This window comes from Pseudomonas sp. LBUM1657 (genome assembly GCF_059716075.1).
In genome coordinates this window covers 3,279,962-3,298,821 of sequence record NZ_CP166799.1, presented here as the reverse complement: position 1 = coordinate 3,298,821, position 18,860 = coordinate 3,279,962, and the positions used below count along the sequence as shown (strand labels likewise).

The 18,860-nt window shown below is 60.0% G+C and carries 16 protein-coding genes; 9 read left to right on the top strand and 7 right to left on the bottom strand.

The features are described 5' to 3' along the window. Positions 1 to 78 precede the first annotated feature (78 nt). The 4 genes from ACA055_RS15235 to ACA055_RS15220 form a co-directional block, all read right to left on the bottom strand. Positions 79 to 1,851 (bottom strand): acyl-CoA dehydrogenase C-terminal domain-containing protein, encoded by a 1,773-nt coding sequence (locus tag ACA055_RS15235; protein WP_497679391.1) that lies wholly within the window; start codon positions 1,849 to 1,851, stop codon positions 79 to 81. Between the two features lie 67 nt (positions 1,852 to 1,918). After that, on the bottom strand, positions 1,919 to 3,589 hold the full coding sequence (locus tag ACA055_RS15230; RefSeq protein ID WP_497679390.1) for a cation acetate symporter: 1,671 nt from the start codon (positions 3,587 to 3,589) through the stop codon (positions 1,919 to 1,921). After that, a complete protein-coding gene (locus ACA055_RS15225) occupies positions 3,589 to 3,915 on the bottom strand; it encodes a DUF485 domain-containing protein (RefSeq protein WP_497679389.1) in 327 nt (108 codons plus the stop codon). Before ACA055_RS15225 ends, ACA055_RS15230 begins: the two co-directional genes overlap by 1 nt. A 122-nt stretch (positions 3,916 to 4,037) precedes the next feature. Beyond that, on the bottom strand, positions 4,038 to 5,660 hold the full coding sequence (locus ACA055_RS15220; protein WP_497679388.1) for an acyl-CoA synthetase: 1,623 nt from the start codon (positions 5,658 to 5,660) through the stop codon (positions 4,038 to 4,040). A gap of 230 nt (positions 5,661 to 5,890) precedes the next feature. On the opposite strand from ACA055_RS15220, the gene ACA055_RS15215 reads away from it, so the two are divergent. The 6 genes from ACA055_RS15215 (at position 5,891) to ACA055_RS15190 (ending at position 12,475) form a co-directional block, all read left to right on the top strand. Further along, entirely contained in the window at positions 5,891 to 8,167 is a 2,277-nt protein-coding gene (locus ACA055_RS15215) for a PAS domain-containing sensor histidine kinase (protein ID WP_497679387.1), read from the top strand. A 4-nt stretch (positions 8,168 to 8,171) separates the two neighbouring features. Further along, entirely contained in the window at positions 8,172 to 8,807 is a 636-nt protein-coding gene (locus ACA055_RS15210) for a response regulator transcription factor (protein ID WP_497679386.1), read from the top strand. A 76-nt stretch (positions 8,808 to 8,883) separates the two neighbouring features. Further along, on the top strand, positions 8,884 to 9,978 hold the full coding sequence (locus tag ACA055_RS15205; protein ID WP_497679385.1) for an AI-2E family transporter: 1,095 nt from the start codon (positions 8,884 to 8,886) through the stop codon (positions 9,976 to 9,978). Further along, the gene (locus ACA055_RS15200) at positions 9,975 to 10,697 is read left to right on the top strand and encodes a hypothetical protein (RefSeq protein ID WP_497679384.1); all 723 of its coding nucleotides are present in this window, start codon (positions 9,975 to 9,977) and stop codon (positions 10,695 to 10,697) included. The genes ACA055_RS15205 and ACA055_RS15200 overlap by 4 nt, the downstream gene beginning before the upstream one ends. A gap of 26 nt (positions 10,698 to 10,723) precedes the next feature. Then, positions 10,724 to 11,188 (top strand): MaoC family dehydratase, encoded by a 465-nt coding sequence (locus ACA055_RS15195; protein WP_497679383.1) that lies wholly within the window; start codon positions 10,724 to 10,726, stop codon positions 11,186 to 11,188. Positions 11,189 to 11,332: 144 nt separating this feature from the next. Beyond that, positions 11,333 to 12,475 (top strand): patatin-like phospholipase family protein, encoded by a 1,143-nt coding sequence (locus tag ACA055_RS15190; RefSeq protein ID WP_497684428.1) that lies wholly within the window; start codon positions 11,333 to 11,335, stop codon positions 12,473 to 12,475. Positions 12,476 to 12,490: 15 nt separating this feature from the next. Here the strand turns inward: ACA055_RS15190 and ACA055_RS15185 are convergent, their stop codons facing one another. Next, a complete protein-coding gene (locus ACA055_RS15185; RefSeq protein ID WP_497679382.1) occupies positions 12,491 to 13,360 on the bottom strand; it encodes a LysR substrate-binding domain-containing protein in 870 nt (289 codons plus the stop codon). A gap of 128 nt (positions 13,361 to 13,488) precedes the next feature. Here ACA055_RS15185 and ACA055_RS15180 point away from each other — a divergent pair, with 128 nt between their 5' ends. Further along, positions 13,489 to 14,103: a DUF1989 domain-containing protein gene (locus tag ACA055_RS15180; protein WP_497679381.1), complete on the top strand. Its 615-nt coding sequence runs from the start codon at positions 13,489 to 13,491 to the stop codon at positions 14,101 to 14,103. 14 nt (positions 14,104 to 14,117) lie between these two features. Beyond that, on the top strand, positions 14,118 to 15,056 hold the full coding sequence (locus ACA055_RS15175) for a LysR substrate-binding domain-containing protein (RefSeq protein WP_497679380.1): 939 nt from the start codon (positions 14,118 to 14,120) through the stop codon (positions 15,054 to 15,056). Here ACA055_RS15175 and ACA055_RS15170 read toward each other — a convergent pair. Both ACA055_RS15170 and ACA055_RS15165 read right to left on the bottom strand, forming a co-directional pair. Continuing rightward, positions 15,027 to 16,391 (bottom strand): amidase family protein, encoded by a 1,365-nt coding sequence (locus tag ACA055_RS15170; protein ID WP_497679379.1) that lies wholly within the window; start codon positions 16,389 to 16,391, stop codon positions 15,027 to 15,029. The genes ACA055_RS15175 and ACA055_RS15170 overlap by 30 nt on opposite strands. Positions 16,392 to 16,427: 36 nt before the next feature. Continuing rightward, positions 16,428 to 17,096: an FMN-dependent NADH-azoreductase gene (locus tag ACA055_RS15165; protein WP_497679378.1), complete on the bottom strand. Its 669-nt coding sequence runs from the start codon at positions 17,094 to 17,096 to the stop codon at positions 16,428 to 16,430. 332 nt (positions 17,097 to 17,428) lie between these two features. On the opposite strand from ACA055_RS15165, the gene ACA055_RS15160 reads away from it, so the two are divergent. Next, a complete protein-coding gene (locus ACA055_RS15160) occupies positions 17,429 to 18,859 on the top strand; it encodes a purine-cytosine permease family protein (protein WP_497679377.1) in 1,431 nt (476 codons plus the stop codon). Position 18,860: the final 1 nt, after the last annotated feature.

Below are 18,860 nucleotides of genomic sequence, written 5' to 3'. Positions count from 1 at the left end.
CCGAACGGGCGAGGGCTGATCAATAAAAAACGCGAACGCCGAAAAGAGAGGAGCGTGGCGCCGCGTGCGGTTCAATCGTTAGAACTGTTCGGCGCTCAGGCCATACAACGAGGCACTGCCCGCGCGAATGGATTGTTCAAGACCCAAAATGCGCGGCAGCATGCGGTGGATATAGAAGTCGGCGGTGGCGATTTTCGCGCCGTAGAAACCTTCGTCGTCGCTGAGCTTTTGCTTGGCCACTTGAGCCATGCGCGCCCAGAGCCAGGCGTAGGCGACGTAACCGAACAGGTGCAAATACTCCACTGAAGCGGCGCCGACTTCGTTGCGGTTGGTCGCCGCCCGATCCTGCAGCCAGTCGCTCAGCTCTTCCAGACGCTGCACGGCATCGAACAGTTGCGCGGCATAGGGCGCGTCAGGCTGATGGGCGAAATGACGGATCTCGCCGGTGAACTGGCGCAGCGCGAAGCCCTTATCGGCGAGCACCTTGCGACCGAGCAAGTCCAGCGCCTGAATGCCGTTGGTGCCTTCGTAGATTTGCGCGATACGCACGTCACGGACCAATTGTTCCTGGCCCCATTCGCGGATATAGCCGTGGCCGCCGAACACTTGCTGACCGTTGATGCAGCTTTCCAGGCCGGTGTCGGTGAAAAACGCCTTGGCTACAGGGGTGAGCAGGGCGACCAGGGTTTGGGCGTTGTCGCGTTCCTTGGCGTCATCGGAAAACTTAGACAGATCGAGTTGTTGCCCGACATAACTGGCGAACGCGCGGCCACCTTCGGTCATGGCTTTCATGCTCAGCAGCATGCGGCGCACATCCGGGTGGACGATGATCGGGTCGGCCAGTTTGTCCGGGGCAATGGCACCGGTCGGCGCACGGCTCTGAATGCGCTCGCGTGCATAGGTGACGGCGCTCTGATAGGACGCCTCGGCGCAGCCGATCCCCTGAATGCCGATGGACAGGCGTTCGTAATTCATCATGGTGAACATTGCCGCCAGGCCTTTATTCTCTTCGCCGACCAGCCAACCGCTGGCACCGTCGAAGTTCATCACGCAGGTGGCCGAGGCCTTGATGCCCATCTTGTGTTCGATCGAACCGCAACTCACGGCATTGGCCGCGCCAAGGGAACCGTCGGCATTGACCAGCACTTTCGGCACGACGAACAGCGAGATGCCTTTGGGGCCGGCCGGCGCATCCGGCAGTTTCGCCAGCACCAGGTGCACGATGTTTTCGGTCAGGTCCTGATCGCCGCCGGTGATGAAGATCTTGCTGCCGGTGATGCTGTAGCTGCCATCGGCCTGAGGTTCGGCGCGGGTGCGGATGATCCCCAGGTCGGTGCCGGCGTGGGCTTCGGTGAGGCACATGGAGCCGGCCCAACGGCCTTCGTACATCGGTGGCAGGTAGAGTTTTTTCAGGGTGTCGCTGGCGTGGGCATCCAGCGCCAGGCAAGCACCGGAGCTCAACGCCGAATACAGCGCAAAGCTTGAATTGGCGCCGTAGAGCATTTCTTCGAATTGCACGGCGAGCATCTTCGGCATGCCCATGCCGCCGAAATCGGCGTTACCGGACAAGCCCACCCAGCCGCCTTCGATGTAGGTGGCATAAGCCTGTTTGAAGCCGATCGGGGTCGTGACTTGACCCTCAAGCCACTGGGCGCCTTCTTCGTCGCCGCTGCGATTCAAGGGCGCAATCAGGTGCGAGGTGACTTTGGCGGCTTCCTCAAGAATGGCGTCCGCCGTCTCGGCATCGACGCTGTCGGCCAGTGCCGGCAGCCGCGCCCACAGGGCCGGGGCGTCGAACACTTCATGCAGCACAAAGCGCATGTCGCGCAGCGGGGCGTTGAATTCGGGCATAACGTGAACCTCAAAAGGACGGTTGTGCGATGGGCACGGCGCCGCAACAGCGGGCCGTGCCTTTCAATCAATGGCTGGAAGCGCTGGCGGCACCGAGGCCGGTCTGGGCGCGAACGAACTGGTCGGCGTAAGCATCACGCTCCTTGTCGGCGCGCACGCTGCGGTCGAGTCGGGACACCAACACGATGACGAAGAACGCCAGTGGCATGGAGAACAGGGCAGGGTGGTCGTACGGGAAGATTGCGTGAGCATTACCGAGCACGGTCACCCAGACGGCAGGCGAGAGGATCACCAGTACCAGCGCGCAGATCAGGCCGGCAAACCCGCCGATGATCGCGCCTTTGGTGGTCAGGCCTTTCCAGTACATGGCCATGATCAGCACCGGGAAGTTGGTCGACGCGGCGATGCCGAAAGTCAGGCCCACCAGGAACGCGACGTTCATCTTCTCGAACAGAATGCCCAGCAGGATGGCGATGATGCCCAGGCCCACGGTGGCCATGCGGGTGACGCGCATTTCCTGTTTCTCGGTGGCTTTGCCTTTCTTGAACACGGTCGCGTAGAGGTCGTGGGAAATCGCCGAGGCACCGGCCAACGCCAGCCCGGACACTACGGCAAGGATGGTGGCGAACGCGACAGCAGCGAGGAAACCGAAGAACAGGTTGCCGCCGACTGCTTTAGCCAGGTGCATCGCGACCATGTTGCCACCGCCGATCAACGCACCGCCGACTTCACCGTTGACGTAGTACTGCGGATCGGTGCCGATGATCACCATCGCGGCAAAACCGAGGGTGCAAACCACCAGGAAGAAGAAGCCGATGAAGCCGGTGGCGTAGAACACCGACTTGCGGGCTTCCTTGGCGTTCGGCACGGTGAAGAAACGCATCAGGATGTGCGGCAGACCGGCAATCCCGAACACCAGGCCCAGGGACATTGACGCGGTGTTGATCGGGTCGGCGAGCATTGAGCCCGGGCCCATGATGTTCCAGCCACTGGCATGAGCCTCGACAGCTTTGGTGGCCAGGGTTTCGTAACTGAAACCGAACTGCGACATGGCCATGAGTGCCAGGGTCGTACCACCGGCCAACAGCAACACAGCTTTGATGATCTGCACCCACGTGGTGGCGATCATGCCGCCGAAGATCACGTAAACCAGCATCAACGCGCCGACGATCACCACCGCAACCGGGTAGTCGAGACCGAACAGCAATTTGATCAACTGGCCGGCACCGACCATCTGCACGATCAGGTAGCAGCACACCACCGTCAGCGAACCGAAGGCGGCGAAGATCCGCACTTTGTTCTGGTCCAGTCGATACGACACGATGTCGGCGAAGGTGTAGCGCCCCAGGTTGCGCAGACGCTCGGCCATCAGGAAGGTGATGATCGGCCAGCCGACGAAGAAGCCGATGGTGTAAATGAAGCCATCGTAGCCCTTGGCGAATACCAGGCTGGAAAGCCCCAGCAAGGTGGCGGCGGACATGTAGTCACCGGCAATCGCCAGACCGTTCTGGAACCCGGTGATGCCACCGCCAGCGGTGTAGAAGTCCGAAGTGGATTTGGTCTGACGGGCAGCCCACCAGGTAATCGCCAGGGTGCCGAGGACGAACAGGAAGAACATGCCGATCGCATGCAGATTGAGCGGTTGTTTTTCCACCGCGCCTAGCGCTGGCGCGGCGAGTACCACGGAGGCCGGCAACAAGCCTGCGCCAGCGAGGATGAGTTTACGGAGCATGGTCATTACTTGCTCTCCTCGAGAATGGCGGCGCCCAGTGCGTCGAAACGGGTGTTGGCGCTGTAGACATACCAACCGGTGAGTAGCCAGGAAAAAATGATGATCGCCGCGCCAATCGGCATGCCCAGGGTCAACATCCGATTCTCGCCAAGCGGTGCGTGCAGCCACTGCGGGGCAAACGCCACCACCACCATGAACAGGTAATAAGTGCCCAGCACGGTGGCACTCAACGTCCAGGCCAGGCGCGAACGCGTGCTCACCAATTGAAGGAATTTCGGGTTGGCCCGAATACGTTCACAGCGTTGGGTATCGGTTGAATGGATGTCGATCATGGGTGGCTCCACCTGTTTTTGTTATGTGCTTGAGGGCAGGGCAGGGCCGAAATCCGGCCTGCACGAGCCCGAAGCGGCAGGTAAAAACACCTGCCGCTTGACGGGTACAACGTCGGTTCGGGTTAGAGGGCCTTGGCCCTGTCGCGCAACACGTACTTCTGGACCTTGCCGGTGGACGTCTTCGGCAACAGAGTGAAAATCACGGTGCGTGGGACTTTGAATCCGGCCAGGTGCTCACGGCAGAAGCTGATGATGTCGGCTTCGCGAACGTCCTGGTGATCGGCCTTCAAGGTCACAAAGGCGCAGGGCGTTTCGCCCCATTTCTCATCGGGACGGGCAACCACGGCCGCCTCCATCACACCCGGGTGGCGATAGAGCACGCCTTCGAGTTCGATGGTGGAAATGTTTTCGCCGCCGGAAATGATGATGTCTTTAAGACGATCCTTGATCTCGACATAACCGTCGGGATGACACACCGCCAGGTCGCCGGTGTGGAACCAGCCGCCTTCGAACGCTTCGGCGGTGGCGGTCGGATTTTTCAGGTAGCCCTTCATCACGGTGTTGCCGCGCATGAAGATTTCGCCGATGGTCTGGCCGTCACGAGGGGTTGGCTCCAACGTCGTGGAGTCGCCGACCATCACACCTTCGAGCGTCGGGTAGCGCACGCCCTGACGGGATTTGATTTGCGCCCGTTCATCCAGCGAAAGCTCATCCCACTCGGCATGCCAGGCACAAAGCGTTACCGGGCCGTAGGTTTCAGTCAGGCCATAGACGTGAGTGACCTTGATGCCCATCGCTTCAACAGCGCCGATCACCTTGGCCGGCGGCGCAGCGCCTGCAACCATGGCGTTGACCGGGTGATCGATGGCCGCTTTTGCCGATTCCGGCATGTTGACCAGCGCGTTGAGCACGATTGGCGCAGCGCACAGGTGAGTGATCTGGTGCTCGCGGATCAGCGTGAGGATTTTCTGCGGGTCGACCCGGCGCAGAAATACGTGCACACCGGCCATGGCAGTGATGATCCACGGGTAACACCAACCGTTGCAGTGGAACATCGGCAGCGTCCAGAGATAGACCGGATGGTTGCCCATGGCCCAGGTCATCTGGTTGCCTAACGAATTCAGGTAGGCCCCGCGATGGTGATAAACCACACCTTTTGGGTTACCGGTGGTGCCCGAGGTGTAATTCAACGAAATGGCTTGCCACTCGTTGACCGGCCATTGCCAGGCGAAGTCCGGGTCGCCTTCGGCCAGCAGCGCTTCATAGTCCAGTTCGCTGACGGCCTCCCCTTCGCCGTACTCCGGATCATTGACGTCGATGACCAGCGGCGGGTGATCGAGCATGCCGATCGCCGCGTGAATCACGCTATGAAACTCGCGGTCGGTAATCAGCACCTTGGCTTCGCCGTGCTGGAGCATGAAGGCAATGGCTTCGGCATCCAGGCGCACGTTGAGCGGGTTGAGCACCGCGCCGATCATCGGCACGCCGAAATGCACTTCAAGCATCTCGGGGATGTTGGGCAGCATCACCGCCACTGTGTCGTTCTTGCCGATGCCGCGACCGGCCAACGCCGAGGCCAGGCGCCGGCAGCGGGTGTAGGTCTGCGCCCACGTGCGGCGAATCGAACCGTGGATGACGGCGGGGTAGTGAGGGTAAACGTTGGCGGTGCGCTCGATGAAGCTGAGCGGAGACAAGGCAATATGATTGACAGCCGTAGGGCCTAGCCCTTGTTCATAGATCGACATGTACGGGTACTCGGTGGCTGATTGTTAGCTCTATGGGTGACCTTGCAGCCGGGTCGCTGAGGTCACCCTTTATGTCAGGTTTGCTTTATATAACATTCAGCTACTGATATGGAAGTACAACCTACGCAGTATAGTAGATGTACTATATTTGATTCTTCTGGCCCTAAATGAATGCCGCCAGACCTCCAGCGCCGGTATATGCTTGGTTTCCCTGACGAAGTGGACCCGTAATGACCCTGACTCCCGTTCGATTGCACAGCTGGTTGCGCCTGCAGCGCGAGGGTGTGTCCCTGGCCGCCCGGGCCGATGCCTTGTGCCGTGCGTTGCAGGATTGCCCCGAAGTGCGTCGGGCGGTGTATCTGAGCTGGCAGCCTAATGCGCGGATTTACAGCCACGAAGGCGCCGCCCAGCACTTTCCGCCGGGCCTGGGCGACCCGTCGCTGGCCAGCGATCAATTGCTGTTCGAACGATTGGTAGAGGAAGGGCGCCTGGACCTGGCTCAAGTGCGTCAACTCGATTGCTGGTTGTCCGGCCGATTGCGCCGGGCCGCGATCAGCCATGGCCAGGTGTTTGATCTGGCCTTGACGCCTGGGCAGGCGGGGTTGCTGCTGGTGGAAGTGTGCGAGGGCGTGAGCCTCGATTGGCTGGGCTGGGTCCAGGACTTGCTGACAACCCTGCTCAGCAGCGTCAATGGCATGTTGCGGGGTTCGCCGCTGCTGGGCCACGATCCACAACCGAGCCTGTTGCTCGATGCGCAGGGCCGACCGCTGGAGTTCAACGCGGCACTGCTGGCGCTGCTCGCCGAGAAGCCGCTGACCGAAGTGTTGGGTTTTCTACCGGTGAATCATCGGGTGTTGGTTCGCGCCTGCCTGGATCAGCAACGGGCCATTGAAGGCGTCGAGGCCCAGTTTGAAGCACAGATACTGATCTGGACGTTTATCCCCGATCCCCAGGACAACCGCGTACTCGCCCGTTGCCGCGACGCCACCACGCAAGTGCTGGCAGAGCGTGAAGCGAGCACCGCACGGCGGCTGTACCGGTTGATCATCGAAAACACCACCGACCTGATTTCCCGACACACCCCGGACGGGCGCTTTCTCGATGCGTCACCGGCCTCCTGGACCTTGCTCGGTTACTGGCCGGAAGAGTTGCGCGGGAAAATGGCCCAGGGTCTGTTCCATGGTCAGGACCTGGCCAGCCTGATGCAGCGCGCGCGGGATGCGCTGGAGCAGGACGGCTATCACACCATGACGTATCGCATCCGCCATCGTGCCGGGCATTACCTGTGGTTCGAAACCGCCAGCCGGGCGATCCGCGAGACTTACACCGGCACCGTGGTTGAAGTGGTCAGCGTCTCCCGGGACATCACCGCCCGGGTGCAAGCCGAAGAGAACAAGCGACGCCTGGCCGAAGTGGTCGAGGCCAACACTGATCCGGTGTTGTTCATCGACCCCGAGGGACAAGTCACGTACCTCAATCCGGCAGCGCGGCGCATCCTCGGGATTGATGAGCAACAACCGATGCCGGCCCTGGCCGAGCTGTTCGCCACTGCCGACTTGGTGCGGCTGCAACGCGATGGCTGGAGCAGCGCCGAACGCGACGGCGTCTGGAGTACCGATGCACGGTTGCAACCACCGGGTGGCGGCACTTCGGTGCCGGTCTCGCTGGTGCTGCTGGCACATCGTTCTGCCGGCGGCGAGCGCTACTACTCCCTGGTCGCGCGGGACATGACCGAACGGGAACTGCGCGAAGTGCAACAGCGCCGGCATCAGGACGAACTGGCGCACACCGCGCGGTTGGTGACCCTCGGTGAATTGGCCTCGGGTATCGCCCACGAAATCAACCAGCCGCTCGCCGCGGTGGTCAATTATGCCAACGCGAGCCAGCGCTATTTACAGACGCTGGATTCCAATCCCCAGGCCGCCGAAAGAGTGGCGCAAGGCCTGCAACGCATCACCCATCACGCCACCCATGCCTCGGAAGTCATCCGCCGTTTACGGGCGTTTCTGCGCAAGGGGCAACGGCGCATGCAGGCCCTGAATTTTACTGACGTCGCCCGCGAGGCCGTGCGTTTATGCGCCTGGGAAGCGAGTAATTGCCAAGTGACAATCGAGGATCGCCTGCCGGATAATCTGCCGCCCGTTTATGCCGACCGGGTGTTGCTGGAGCAGGTGTTGCTCAATCTGTTGCGCAACGCCATCGATGCCAACCGCGAACAACATCCCGGCCAGCCTTCGTTGATCGTGATGACGGCGCAATTGGACAGTGGTGCAACCGTGGAAATCAGTGTGCAAGACCAGGGACCGGGTGTCAGCGAACCCGAACTGGAGCAGATCTTTACCCCGTTCTATACCAGCAAGGCCGATGGCCTGGGCCTTGGGCTGTCCATGAGCCGCAGCATCATCGAAGGTTTCGGCGGCGAATTGCAGGCCCGGCGCCAGCCTGTCGGACTGCTGATGTGTTGCCGTTTGCCGGTTGCCGGCCCAACAAAACAACAACAGGAATAACGTAATGGCAGGTGCGACGGAGCACGTGGTGTATGTGGTCGACGACGATCAGGGCATGCTCGATTCAACGGTCTGGTTATTGGAATCGGTAGGGCTCAAGGCGTTGCCGTTTACCAGTGGCGTCGAGTTTCTCAGTGCCTGTGACGCCGGCCTTGATGCGTGCGTGCTGCTGGATGTGCGCATGCCCGGCATGGGCGGGTTGAACGTGCAGGAAGAAATGCGCGCGCGTGAGCTGAACCTGCCAATCATTTTCGTCAGCGGCCATGCCGATGTGCCGATCGTGGTTCGCGCCTTCAAGGCCGGCGCCCATGATTTCATCGAGAAACCCTATAACGAGCAATTGCTGCTCGACAGCGTGCAGCAGGCACTGAGCAACTGCGCGGCCAACCGCTCGGGCAATCAGGGGCACGAAGAATTGCAGGCCCGATTGCTCACACTGACCCCGCGGGAGCGCGATGTGTTGTTGCCGCTGGTGCAGGGTTACACCACCCGTGAAATCGCCGAGCAACTGGGCGTCAGTGCAAAAACCGTCGATCTGTACCGCTCGCGCGTGATGAAGCGCATGCAGGCCAACACCTTGCCGGATCTGGTGGGCATGGCCATCGCGGCACAATTGGTTGATCCACTGAAACTACGCTGATTCTCGCGTATTCCATTGAGCGACTATGCTGGGCTAACCGACCTCATCCCTCTGCAGCGATCTGCAAGGAGCAGCCATGGTGCCCACACCCGTCTTAGAGAAAGCATTCACCCGCAGTCTGCTCGATGTTCTGATTCGTGCCGGGCTGATCGCCATTCTGGTGCTGTTCTGCTTTGAGATATTCAGCCCGTTCCGCGACCTGATGTTGTGGTCAGTGATCCTGGCGATCACCCTCTATCCGCTGCAAAAGCGGCTCATGGGTCCGCTAGGTCAGAAGGAGGGGCGGATTGCGACGCTGATTGTGCTGATCGCCATCGTCATCCTCATGGTGCCGATCTACCTGCTGGGCACCTCGATTGCCGACTCGGTCGAGCACGCCATGAGCGTGGTCAGGGAGGGCGGGGTGCAAATTCCTCCACCGGGGGAAGCGGTCGCCGGTTGGCCCTTGGTGGGCAAACCGCTGTCGGCCCTGTGGTTGCAGGCTTCAACCGATCTTCCGGGGTTGACCGAAAAGTACATACCGCAGATCAAAGGGGTCAGTTTGACCCTGTTGGGCAAACTGGCCGGCGTCGGCATGGGTTTTCTCACTTTTATTGTCGCGCTGATCATCGCCGGCATTTTCATGGCCCATGGCGAGAGTGGAAGCCGCAGCGCGGTAGAGATCGCCTCGCGCGTCAGCGGTCCGGTCAAGGGACCGAAAATCGCCGGCCTGTGCACCGCAACCATCCGTGCGGTGGCGCTGGGGGTGGTGGGCATCGCCTTCATTCAGATGCTGCTGGTGGGCCTCGGTTTCGTCTTCAAGGGCATTCCGGGCGCCGGCCTGCTGGCGCTCGCGGTGCTGCTGCTCGGCATCATGCAGTTGCCAGCGACCCTGATTACGCTGCCCGTGATCGCTTTTGTGTTCGCCACCGAAGGTGCCTCCACCGCAACCATCGTTTTCGCCATCTACGTCTTCGTTGCCGGCCTGGTGGACAACGTCCTAAAACCGCTGCTGCTGGGGCGCGGTGTCGATGTGCCAATGCCGGTGGTGTTAATCGGAGCCCTGGGCGGCATGGTCACCAGCGGCATTATCGGACTGTTCATCGGCCCGGTGGTGCTGGCCGTCGGGTATCAATTATTCTGGCAGTGGGTACAGGATCGGCCGCAGGACGTAGGAGGGCCGCAACCATGAAACCAGAGCTGCTCGACCAGGTACTGATCGCCCATGGCGGTCTCGAACGCTGGAACAGTTTCAGCAAAGTCCAGGCCACAATCGTGACCGGCGGCTCGCTATGGGCCATGAAAGGGCTGACGCAGGACAGCGCGCCACGCCGGATGACCGTTTGGTTGCATGAGCAGAGAGCGTCGGTGACACCCTTCGGCGGGCTTGATCAATTGACCGACTTCACACCTGACCGTATCGCTATCGAAAAAACTGACGGGAAGGTCATTGCCGAGCGATCAGCGCCCCGGGAATCCTTCCGCGACCACGGCGAAAATTCCCCCTGGGACCCACTGCACCGCGCGTACTTCAACGGTTATGCAATGTGGTCCTACCTGACCATGCCTTTCCAGTTCACTTTTCCGGGTGTCGTGACCGAGGAAGTCGAGCCCTGGCAAGAAGGGACGCAGTTCTGGCGCTGCCTGCGGGTGACGTTTCCCGCCAACATCGCGACGCACTGCGCGGTCCAGGAATTCTACTTTGGCGAAGACTTTCTGCTTCGCCGACACGACTACAACGTTGACGTGAGTGGCGGCCTGCCTGCCGTCCAGTACGTTCATGACTACGTTGAAGCCGACGGGCTGCGCATGCCCGGCAAGCGGCGCGCCTATCGACGCGGGGCTGACGGCCAGGCCGACAAGGCTGCCTTGCTGGTGGCGATCGACCTCAGCGAACTCGGTTACTCCTGACGTAGTGCCCCATAGAGGGTTGAACCATGACCATCCATTCCTGGGAAAAACTCTACCTCGATGACCTGAGCCTGGGTCAGGTGTTCGAAAGCGACCCCATTCGCGTCGAGCGAGAGGCGATGCTGGCGTTTGCTCAAGCGTTCGATCCGCAACCTTTCCATCTTGATCCTGAAGCGGCCAGCTTGAGCCTGTTTCGCGGTCTGGCGGCCAGTGGCTGGAACACGGCGGCCCTGACCATGAAACTGCTGGTGGCGAGTGTGCCGCTGGCTGACGGGATCATTGGCCTGAGCATTGAATTGAGCTGGCCGACGCCGACTTATCCCGATGACGTATTGCGTCTCGAGACCACCGTACAAGCCATCGAACCGTCCGCCACCAAGTCCGACCGAGGCGTGGTGACAATGTTCATGGAAACGCTCAATCAGAACGACAAGGTCGTGCAGCGCGCCACCGGAAGGCTGCTGGTGTTCCGAGCCCCGGCGCCTGATTGAGAGGATAGTCATGGGGGTGTAGCGCGCGCATGATGGGTGAGGCCATCTCACCGAATGGTTGAGCGCGTTCTCTGTCGATTGCAGGGACCGGAGGAGGGCGTTTTGAAACCATTTCTGCCCAGGCCCAGTGCCTCAACGTTGAACATGTTGCGCCAAGGGTGCCTGCAACGCCGTGATGCCGTGCCACAAACGTTAACCGAAAAAGCGGTGATCCCTGGCATCCCGGATGCGCGCTACTGGCTGGACCAGGACCTGACTCCGTTCATCCGGGATGCAAGTCAGGCCAACCATCGAGAGGCCGAGGTGCTCGCCCGTGCCGGGCAGCCCAATGACATGCTGCCACTGGCCAGCATGCTGGCCGTGTCGGGAGGAGGCGACGCGGGCACATTCGCGGGAGGAATCATTGCGGGATGGACTCAGCATGGGTCCCGACCTGTGTTCAAGGTCGTCACCGGGATCAGCGCGGGCGCCTTGGTCGCCCCGTTCGCTTACCTGGGGCCTGAGTATGACGATGTCATTCTGGGGATCTCCAACGCCGTCGGTCCAAAAGACATTTTCCATTCGCGAAGTGTGCTGACCCGCCTGGCAAGCGACGGTATGGCGGACAGCAAGCCACTGGCGCGACTGATTGCCAAGTACGTCACAGCCGAGGTGCTGAGAGCCGTCGCCGCGCAATACGCAAACGGACGACTCCTGATGATCGGTACCACTGACCTTGATTCAGGGCGGCCCGTCACCTGGAACATGGGCGCTATTGCCGCCAGCGAAGCACCGGGAGCGCTCGAGCTCTTTCGCAACATCATGGTCGCGTCGATGAGTATTCCCGGCGCCGTCTCACCCGTCATGATCGACGTGGACGTTGACGGCAAACAGTTTCAGGAAATGCACGTGGACGGAGGCGTCCTCACTCAGGTGTTCCTTTACCCACCGGGCACCGTGATGGCGCTGAACAAAATGACCGGCGCACGTTTGCGACAGGATCGGCACTTCTATGTCATTCGCAACGGGAGACTGGTGCCGCAGTGGTCCGGAACCAAACGCCGTACCTTGAGCATCGGCGGTCGAGCCATCAGCACCTTGATCCAGACTCAGGGAATCAGCGACCTGGATCGAATTTATCGCATTGCGCAGCAGGACGGGGCGGACTTCAATCTGGCCTACATCGGCTCCGATTTTCACTTTCCTCGCAATCAGAAATTCGATGGCGAGTACATGAAGCGGTTATTCGATTACGCCTTTCAACTCAGCGCAAAAGGCTATCCGTGGCATAAATCACCGAATACTTGAGAGAGGCACAGACCTTCAAAGGTTTTGCCTGAGGTACCGGGCGAATTCTCGCGCCAGTTGTGACGGTTCTTCCTGTGTGGGAAGCAGCAGCGCTATTTCGTATTTGATCGCCGGTGAGAAGGGCTTGAGCACCAGGTTTTTGGTGAAGGGCAGGCTGACCACCGGGTCGACGACCCCGACGCCCATGCCGGCGCACACCAATTCGCAGGCCGTCGAGAAGAACTCGGTCTCGGCCACCACGTTCCAGGATGACCCGTACGCCGAAAACGCCATGGCCAGTTGCTGGTAGATCGGGTCGCCCTTGAACAGCGATACGAACGGCACGCCATCCAGATCCGCGGGTGTGATGACGTCCAGCTCTGCGAGGGGATGACCGATCGGCACCATGCACTGGCATTCGTAGGAAATCACCTCCATGTTCGACGTCGGGTAGTCGAGGGGCAGCTCCGCGATGGCCAGGTCGAATTGCTGCGTCGACATCAGTTCACGCACAGACTGGGAGTTTCGGGTGATGATCTTGAGCTCAAGCCCCGGACGTTCTTTCGCGAACTCGGCCATCAAGCGAGGCAACAGGTTGATCGAGATGCTGGCATAGGCGGCAATGGCCAGGTGGCCGCGTTTCCCGGTGCGAATCTCCTTGGCGATTCGACTGGTTTTCTCCACCGCCTCCAGCGCTCGTTCAGCTTCGACAAAAAATAACCGCGCCTCGGGAGTCGGCTGCAGACGTCCACCTTTACGGACGAACAGCTTCAGGCCGGTCTCATGCTCCAGATTGGCGATGGTGGTGCTGATGGCGGGCTGAGAAATCCCCAGAAGCTCAGCAGCGCGGGTCATCGTGCCGTGGATCATCAGGGTTCTGAAGCACTCAAGCTGGCGGATTCGCATCGGGAGCCTATAGATTTCACTTATACCGAAGCGACTTTATAGTATTGGTTTGCGGTTTTCCTCTGTGTTTTCCTTGATGGCAGGTAACCGGCCGCCAGCCCTCAGACTTGCACAGAGAGAACAACCACATGAATGCAATGCCTTCGATCCAACCCGGTGAACTGCTCCGCCTGCCTGCCCGACGGGGCATAGCGATCCCGTTGAAGCAGGGGCAAACCATCAAGCTCATCAACACCCATGGCAAACAGGTGGTAGACACTTGGGCATTCAACCCGGCCGATCTCTGCGAGGCGATGTCGATGGAGCACAGTCGCCCGTTTTGGTTGAAGCTCAACCCAGGCAAGGGTGACAGTCTCGTCACCAACAAACGCCGGAAAATCCTGACGCTCATCGAGGACACCTCACCGGGTATCCACGACACACTGGTCGCCGCATGTGATCCGACTCGCTACGAGCAACTGGGAGTTATCGGCCATCATGACAGCTGCAACGAAAACCTCTTTCTGGCCCTGGATGCCATGGGACTGATTGCGCCGGAAACACCGAGCCCGTTGAATCTCTTTATGAATGTGCCGGTTTATCAGGACGGGCGCATCGAGTTCGCCGAACCGCTCAGTGAGCCTGGGGAGTACGTCATCCTCAGGGCGGAAATGGACGCGATTGTGGTGTTATCTGCCTGCCCCCAAGACATCACGGCCGTCAATGGAATGCTGCCCCAGGATGTTCATTACAGCGTCATCTGACCCTGGAGTAAGCCATGCGCAAAACACCACCACTCAATTCCGTACGAGCGTTCGAGGCGGTCGCCCGTCACCAGAGTTTTTCCGCGGCGGCGAACGAACTCTCGGTGACGGTCGCGGCGGTCAGCCATCAGGTCCGGCAGCTTGAAGAGGGCCTGGGGCAAAAACTCCTGGAACGGGGCCGGACAGTGACGCTCACCCCGGTGGGCAAAACCATCTATCCACTACTGCGCGACGGCTTTGACCAGATTGCCCAGGCGTTTGCCCTGATCGGTGCGCCAAAGGAAGGGGACGCCATTCAGGTCTCCACCACACGCGCGTTTGCCGAGCGCTGGCTCATGCCTCGCCTGGCCACATTCAACGCGATCTATCCAAACATCATGGTGCACATTCATGCCTCGGAGAAGGTCGTGGATCTGCGTTCCGAAACGGTCGACCTGGCGATCCGGTACGGCCCGACCGATGCCGAGGCGCGGGGCCCGGTGTTGTTCGATGATGAGTACATCGCAGTAGCGGACAAAAGCATTTGCCCTGTCGACCGCCAGCCGACGATCACCGATTTTCACAACCGCTCCTTGCTGGCGTTCAAATGGAAGAATCAGGCGCTCGAAGCCCCATCCTGGTCAACCTGGCTGGCCCGGGTCGAACACGACACCCGGGATTTCCGCATTTCCTGGTACAGCGAGGAAACACTGGCGCTGCATGCGGTAGAACGGGGACTAGGGCCGCTGCTGTGCAGCAATGTGTTGATTGACGATGAGCTTCGTTCGGGTCGGATGCGTCGGGTGGCAGGCCCGACGTTGCCGGGTTTCACCTACCACCTGATAGAGGAGACGCGATCCGATCCACGCCGAAGCCTTTCGTTGTTTCGAGACTGGTTGCTGAGCGAAGCAAAGGCGTTTAGGGAAAACGCCCTCAATGACCGATCAGGCCATCGGCTCGCGCTTACTTCCTGACAAAAGTGTCGCCTCGATCGCCAGACAAGCGCTGAGTAACGGGTCGTCTTGACCCCGCGTGGTGGAAAACAAGGTTGAGGTGGCCAGGCCGGCGCTGTCGCTCCCGGACGGGATGGCCACCCCTGGCATGTCCAGCAGGCTGCCCACCATCGTGAGCGACAAGGTGTCGAGGTTGACCGCCGCAAACAGCTCGTCATCGTTCTCCAGCGGCGCCATCGGCGGGGCGACATGTTTAACCGTTGGCATCACCAGAATCGCGCCCTCAAGCTCACGTTCCATGGCCGACATCAGCTCGCCGCGCAGGCTTCGAATCCTTGCCTCGATAGCAGGATCGATGCCCTTGGCTGACAGAAGACGAGCACGCACCCGTCTGTCCATCCGAATACCTTCCGGGCCTTCAACCACCGCGCCCAGCAGTCGCCAGGCTTCTATCGCCCCCAACCACCCCATGCTGGCAATCAGCTCGCGGGTGCGGGACACCGCCACGACTTCACGCCGCTCCACATGCGCTCCCGCCGCACGAAGCAGCGTCATCATCGAGAGCAGGTTTTCTCGCACCGCTGGCTGAAGCGTTGGGTCGGACATCACACCGTCCTCGACGACAAAACGCAGGTCGGAAAGGCTGGCGCAGCGGATTGTCGCGGCTTTGAAACCGCGCATCGCCGCGTCGAGCGCGACGCAATCGGCGACGGTACGGGCAAAAGGCCCCAGGCTATCGACCGTAACGGCGAGCGGGTGGACGCCCTCCATGCTGTAACGCGCCGTGGAGGCCTTGTAGCCAACCAGTCCGTTGAAAGCCGCTGGCACGCGAATCGAACCCGCGGTGTCAGTGCCAATGGCGCTGCTGACGATGCCCCTTTGAACCGCGATGGCCGAACCCGAAGACGAACCACCGGGAACGCGGGCTTCGCCAACCGTGATATCAGAAGTCGGTGTACCGAAATGCGGGTTCAGGCCCAGGCCGGAGTAAGCGAATTCCGCGAGGTTGGTTTTACCCAGCGGGATCATCCCCAGCGCCGCAAGTGTGCCGACAACTGCTGCATCCTTGAGCGCAATCGGAGCGTCGATCCGCGTCATGGAACCTGCGGTTGTGCGGCTGCCGGCAACGTCCAGCAGGTCTTTGACGGCGTAGGGGATGCCATCGAAAGGGCTCAATTGAGCCCCTCGACACCAACGTTCGGTCGAGGCTTTTGCTTCATCGATTGCCCGTTCTTCCAGTACGGCAATGAACACATGTTCCGAGCCCCTGGCCGCCGCCAACGCGGACGCGATCAACTCATCAGGTGTCGTAAGGCCTTGCTTCAATCGCTCGGCGGTTTCCAGCATCGTGGTCATGGTTTCTCCGATCGGGTGGGCGGCAGAGCCGGGTAGTCAGGCGGGTGACAGCTCGTTTTGTCGCGCTTCAATCATCTGCTTGACCAGCACCGGAACGGCATCGAATGCATCCGCAATCGAGGCCTCGTGGCGAGCGTCGCCGAATTCCTGGTAGTCGATGGCGATGACGTGGGTTTCATTCACACCAAGATAATGGGCGCAGGTCTGGATGTGAGTCTCCAGATGGTTCATCTGTTCCCGAACGCCACCCGGGCCGAATCCAAACTCGCCCCTGGATGACAGGATCACCAGTTTCTTGCCACTCATGATGGGCTCCAAAGGGTAGTCGCCCCGGGACAGATCGAAGGTAAAGGTCTTGCCGATGCGTATCACTTTATCGAACCAGGACTTGAGGGCGGCGGGCATCCCGTAGTTGTACATGGGGGCCCCGATAACGATCACGTCCGCCCGGTCGAGCTCATCGATCAGCTCGTCCGAGAGCCGGATTTCCTCGCGGTTTTCCGGCGTCATGTGCGCCTCGGGGGTAAACACCGCGGCAATCCATTCTTCCGTCACGAACGGAGGAGGGTTGTGGCCGACGTCACGGGTAATGACCTGCATCCTGGCATCTTGCCCGGCCCAGGCCTCGACAAATGCTTTCGACAGTTTCCGGCTCAGGGAACGGTCGTTTCGGGCGCTGGCATCGATATGAAGAAGGGTAGTCATGTGGCACTTCCTGTTAAGCCCGAGGCGGAATTGCCCCGGCAACTGAAACAAGTGGGCCACGAGAAACCAGGGGCCAGCTATTGATATTTATTTGAGGCGTGTTTAATAAAACTCAACAAGAGAGTTTTATTTGTTGGTCAGTGTTGGAAGTTATCTTTTTGTAAGCTGAGGGTGGATATCACATGCTCCGGCAGCCTGCACAATTGATGTTTTCTCAACGGCGCAATATTTCTAAAGGGCCCTTTAGTTATTATCAATTACGTAAACGTGTGTACCTCGCTTTAATGGCTCGGGGCGATTCAAGTGGTCGCCGGACAGCGAGGAAAACAATAATGTCAACGCGTCGTGAATCTGAAAAAAGCTTAATTAACGAGGCCAATTATGATGCGCTGGGCATCGAGCCCGTGCCCGATCGCCATCGCACTTCAAGTCCATTGGATCAGTTCTGGATATGGGCTGGGGCGAATGTGGCGCCCATCAATTGGGTATTGGGTGCCATCGGTATCCAGCTGGGTTTGAGCTTGATAGAAACCCTGCTGGTTATTGTGGTCGGCAATCTGTTGGGCGCCGCATTGTTTGGCGGCATTTGCATCATGGGCCACCGCACGGGAGTGCCGCAGATGGTGCTATCCCGGTTGGCGTTCGGGCGCCGCGGCGCTTACTTGCCCACCATCATGCAAGTCTTGATGCCCATGGGTTGGGTGGCCACAAACACCTGGATAGTCCTTGATCTTGCCGTTGCCGCCCTGGACAAAATGGGGATTAGCGGAGGCATGGAACTCAAATACGGCATCGCCTTGGCCGTGATGGTTATCCAGGTCGGCATCGCCGCCTGGGGCTTCCATGCCATCAAGTGTTTCGAGCGCTACACCATGCCGGTGATTCTGCTGATCATGGTGGTGATGACCGTTCTGGCCTTCACTCACGTGGACATCCAATGGCACGCCTCGACCACCGAAGGCATCAGCAAACTGTCGGCCATGAGCAGCCTGATGACCGCGATAGGCATTGGCTGGGGCATTTCGTGGCTGGTCTACGCCTCGGACTACACCCGGTTTACCCAGAGCAAACTGTCTGACGGGCAAGTGTTCCGCGCCACTTTTCTTGGCATGTTCCTGCCCACGGTATGGCTGGCCTTTCTGGGGGCTGCCATCGCTTCGGCAGGCGCGGGCTCGGACCCCGCGCAACTGATCATTGCGGTCTTTGGCACGATGGCACTGCCGGTACTGCTGGTGCTGTTACATGGGCCGGTCGCCACCAATATCGTGGTCATTTATTCCGCCGCACTGGCAACGCTGTCTCTGGACATGCGTGTGCCGCGCTGGGTTGTTTCGATGGTCTCCGGGGTCGTGGCGCTGTTCATCCTCTATCTGTTCCTGCAATCCGGCGAGTTTGTGCACGCCTTTGAAAACCTGATGGTCTTTTTCGTGGTGTGGATCAGTCCGTGGGCCGGCATCACGCTGGTGGATTTTTTCCTGATTCGTCGCGGTCAGGTCGATCTGCAATCGCTTTATTGCCATCACTCGGAAAGTTCATGCACCGATGTGAACTGGCGAGGCGTCTTTGCACTTGCAACTGGCGTACTGGCGGCCTGGTTGTTTCAGGTAGGCACCATTAAATCGCTGCAAGGCCCACTTGCAATGGCACTTGGCGGAATTGATTTGTCCTGGCTGGCAGGGTTTGGCGTGGGCGGCGGAATTTATTATCTGTTGCACCGCTCACGGCAGACAAAAGTTGCCCAGTCATCGGTCATGGCGGAATAAA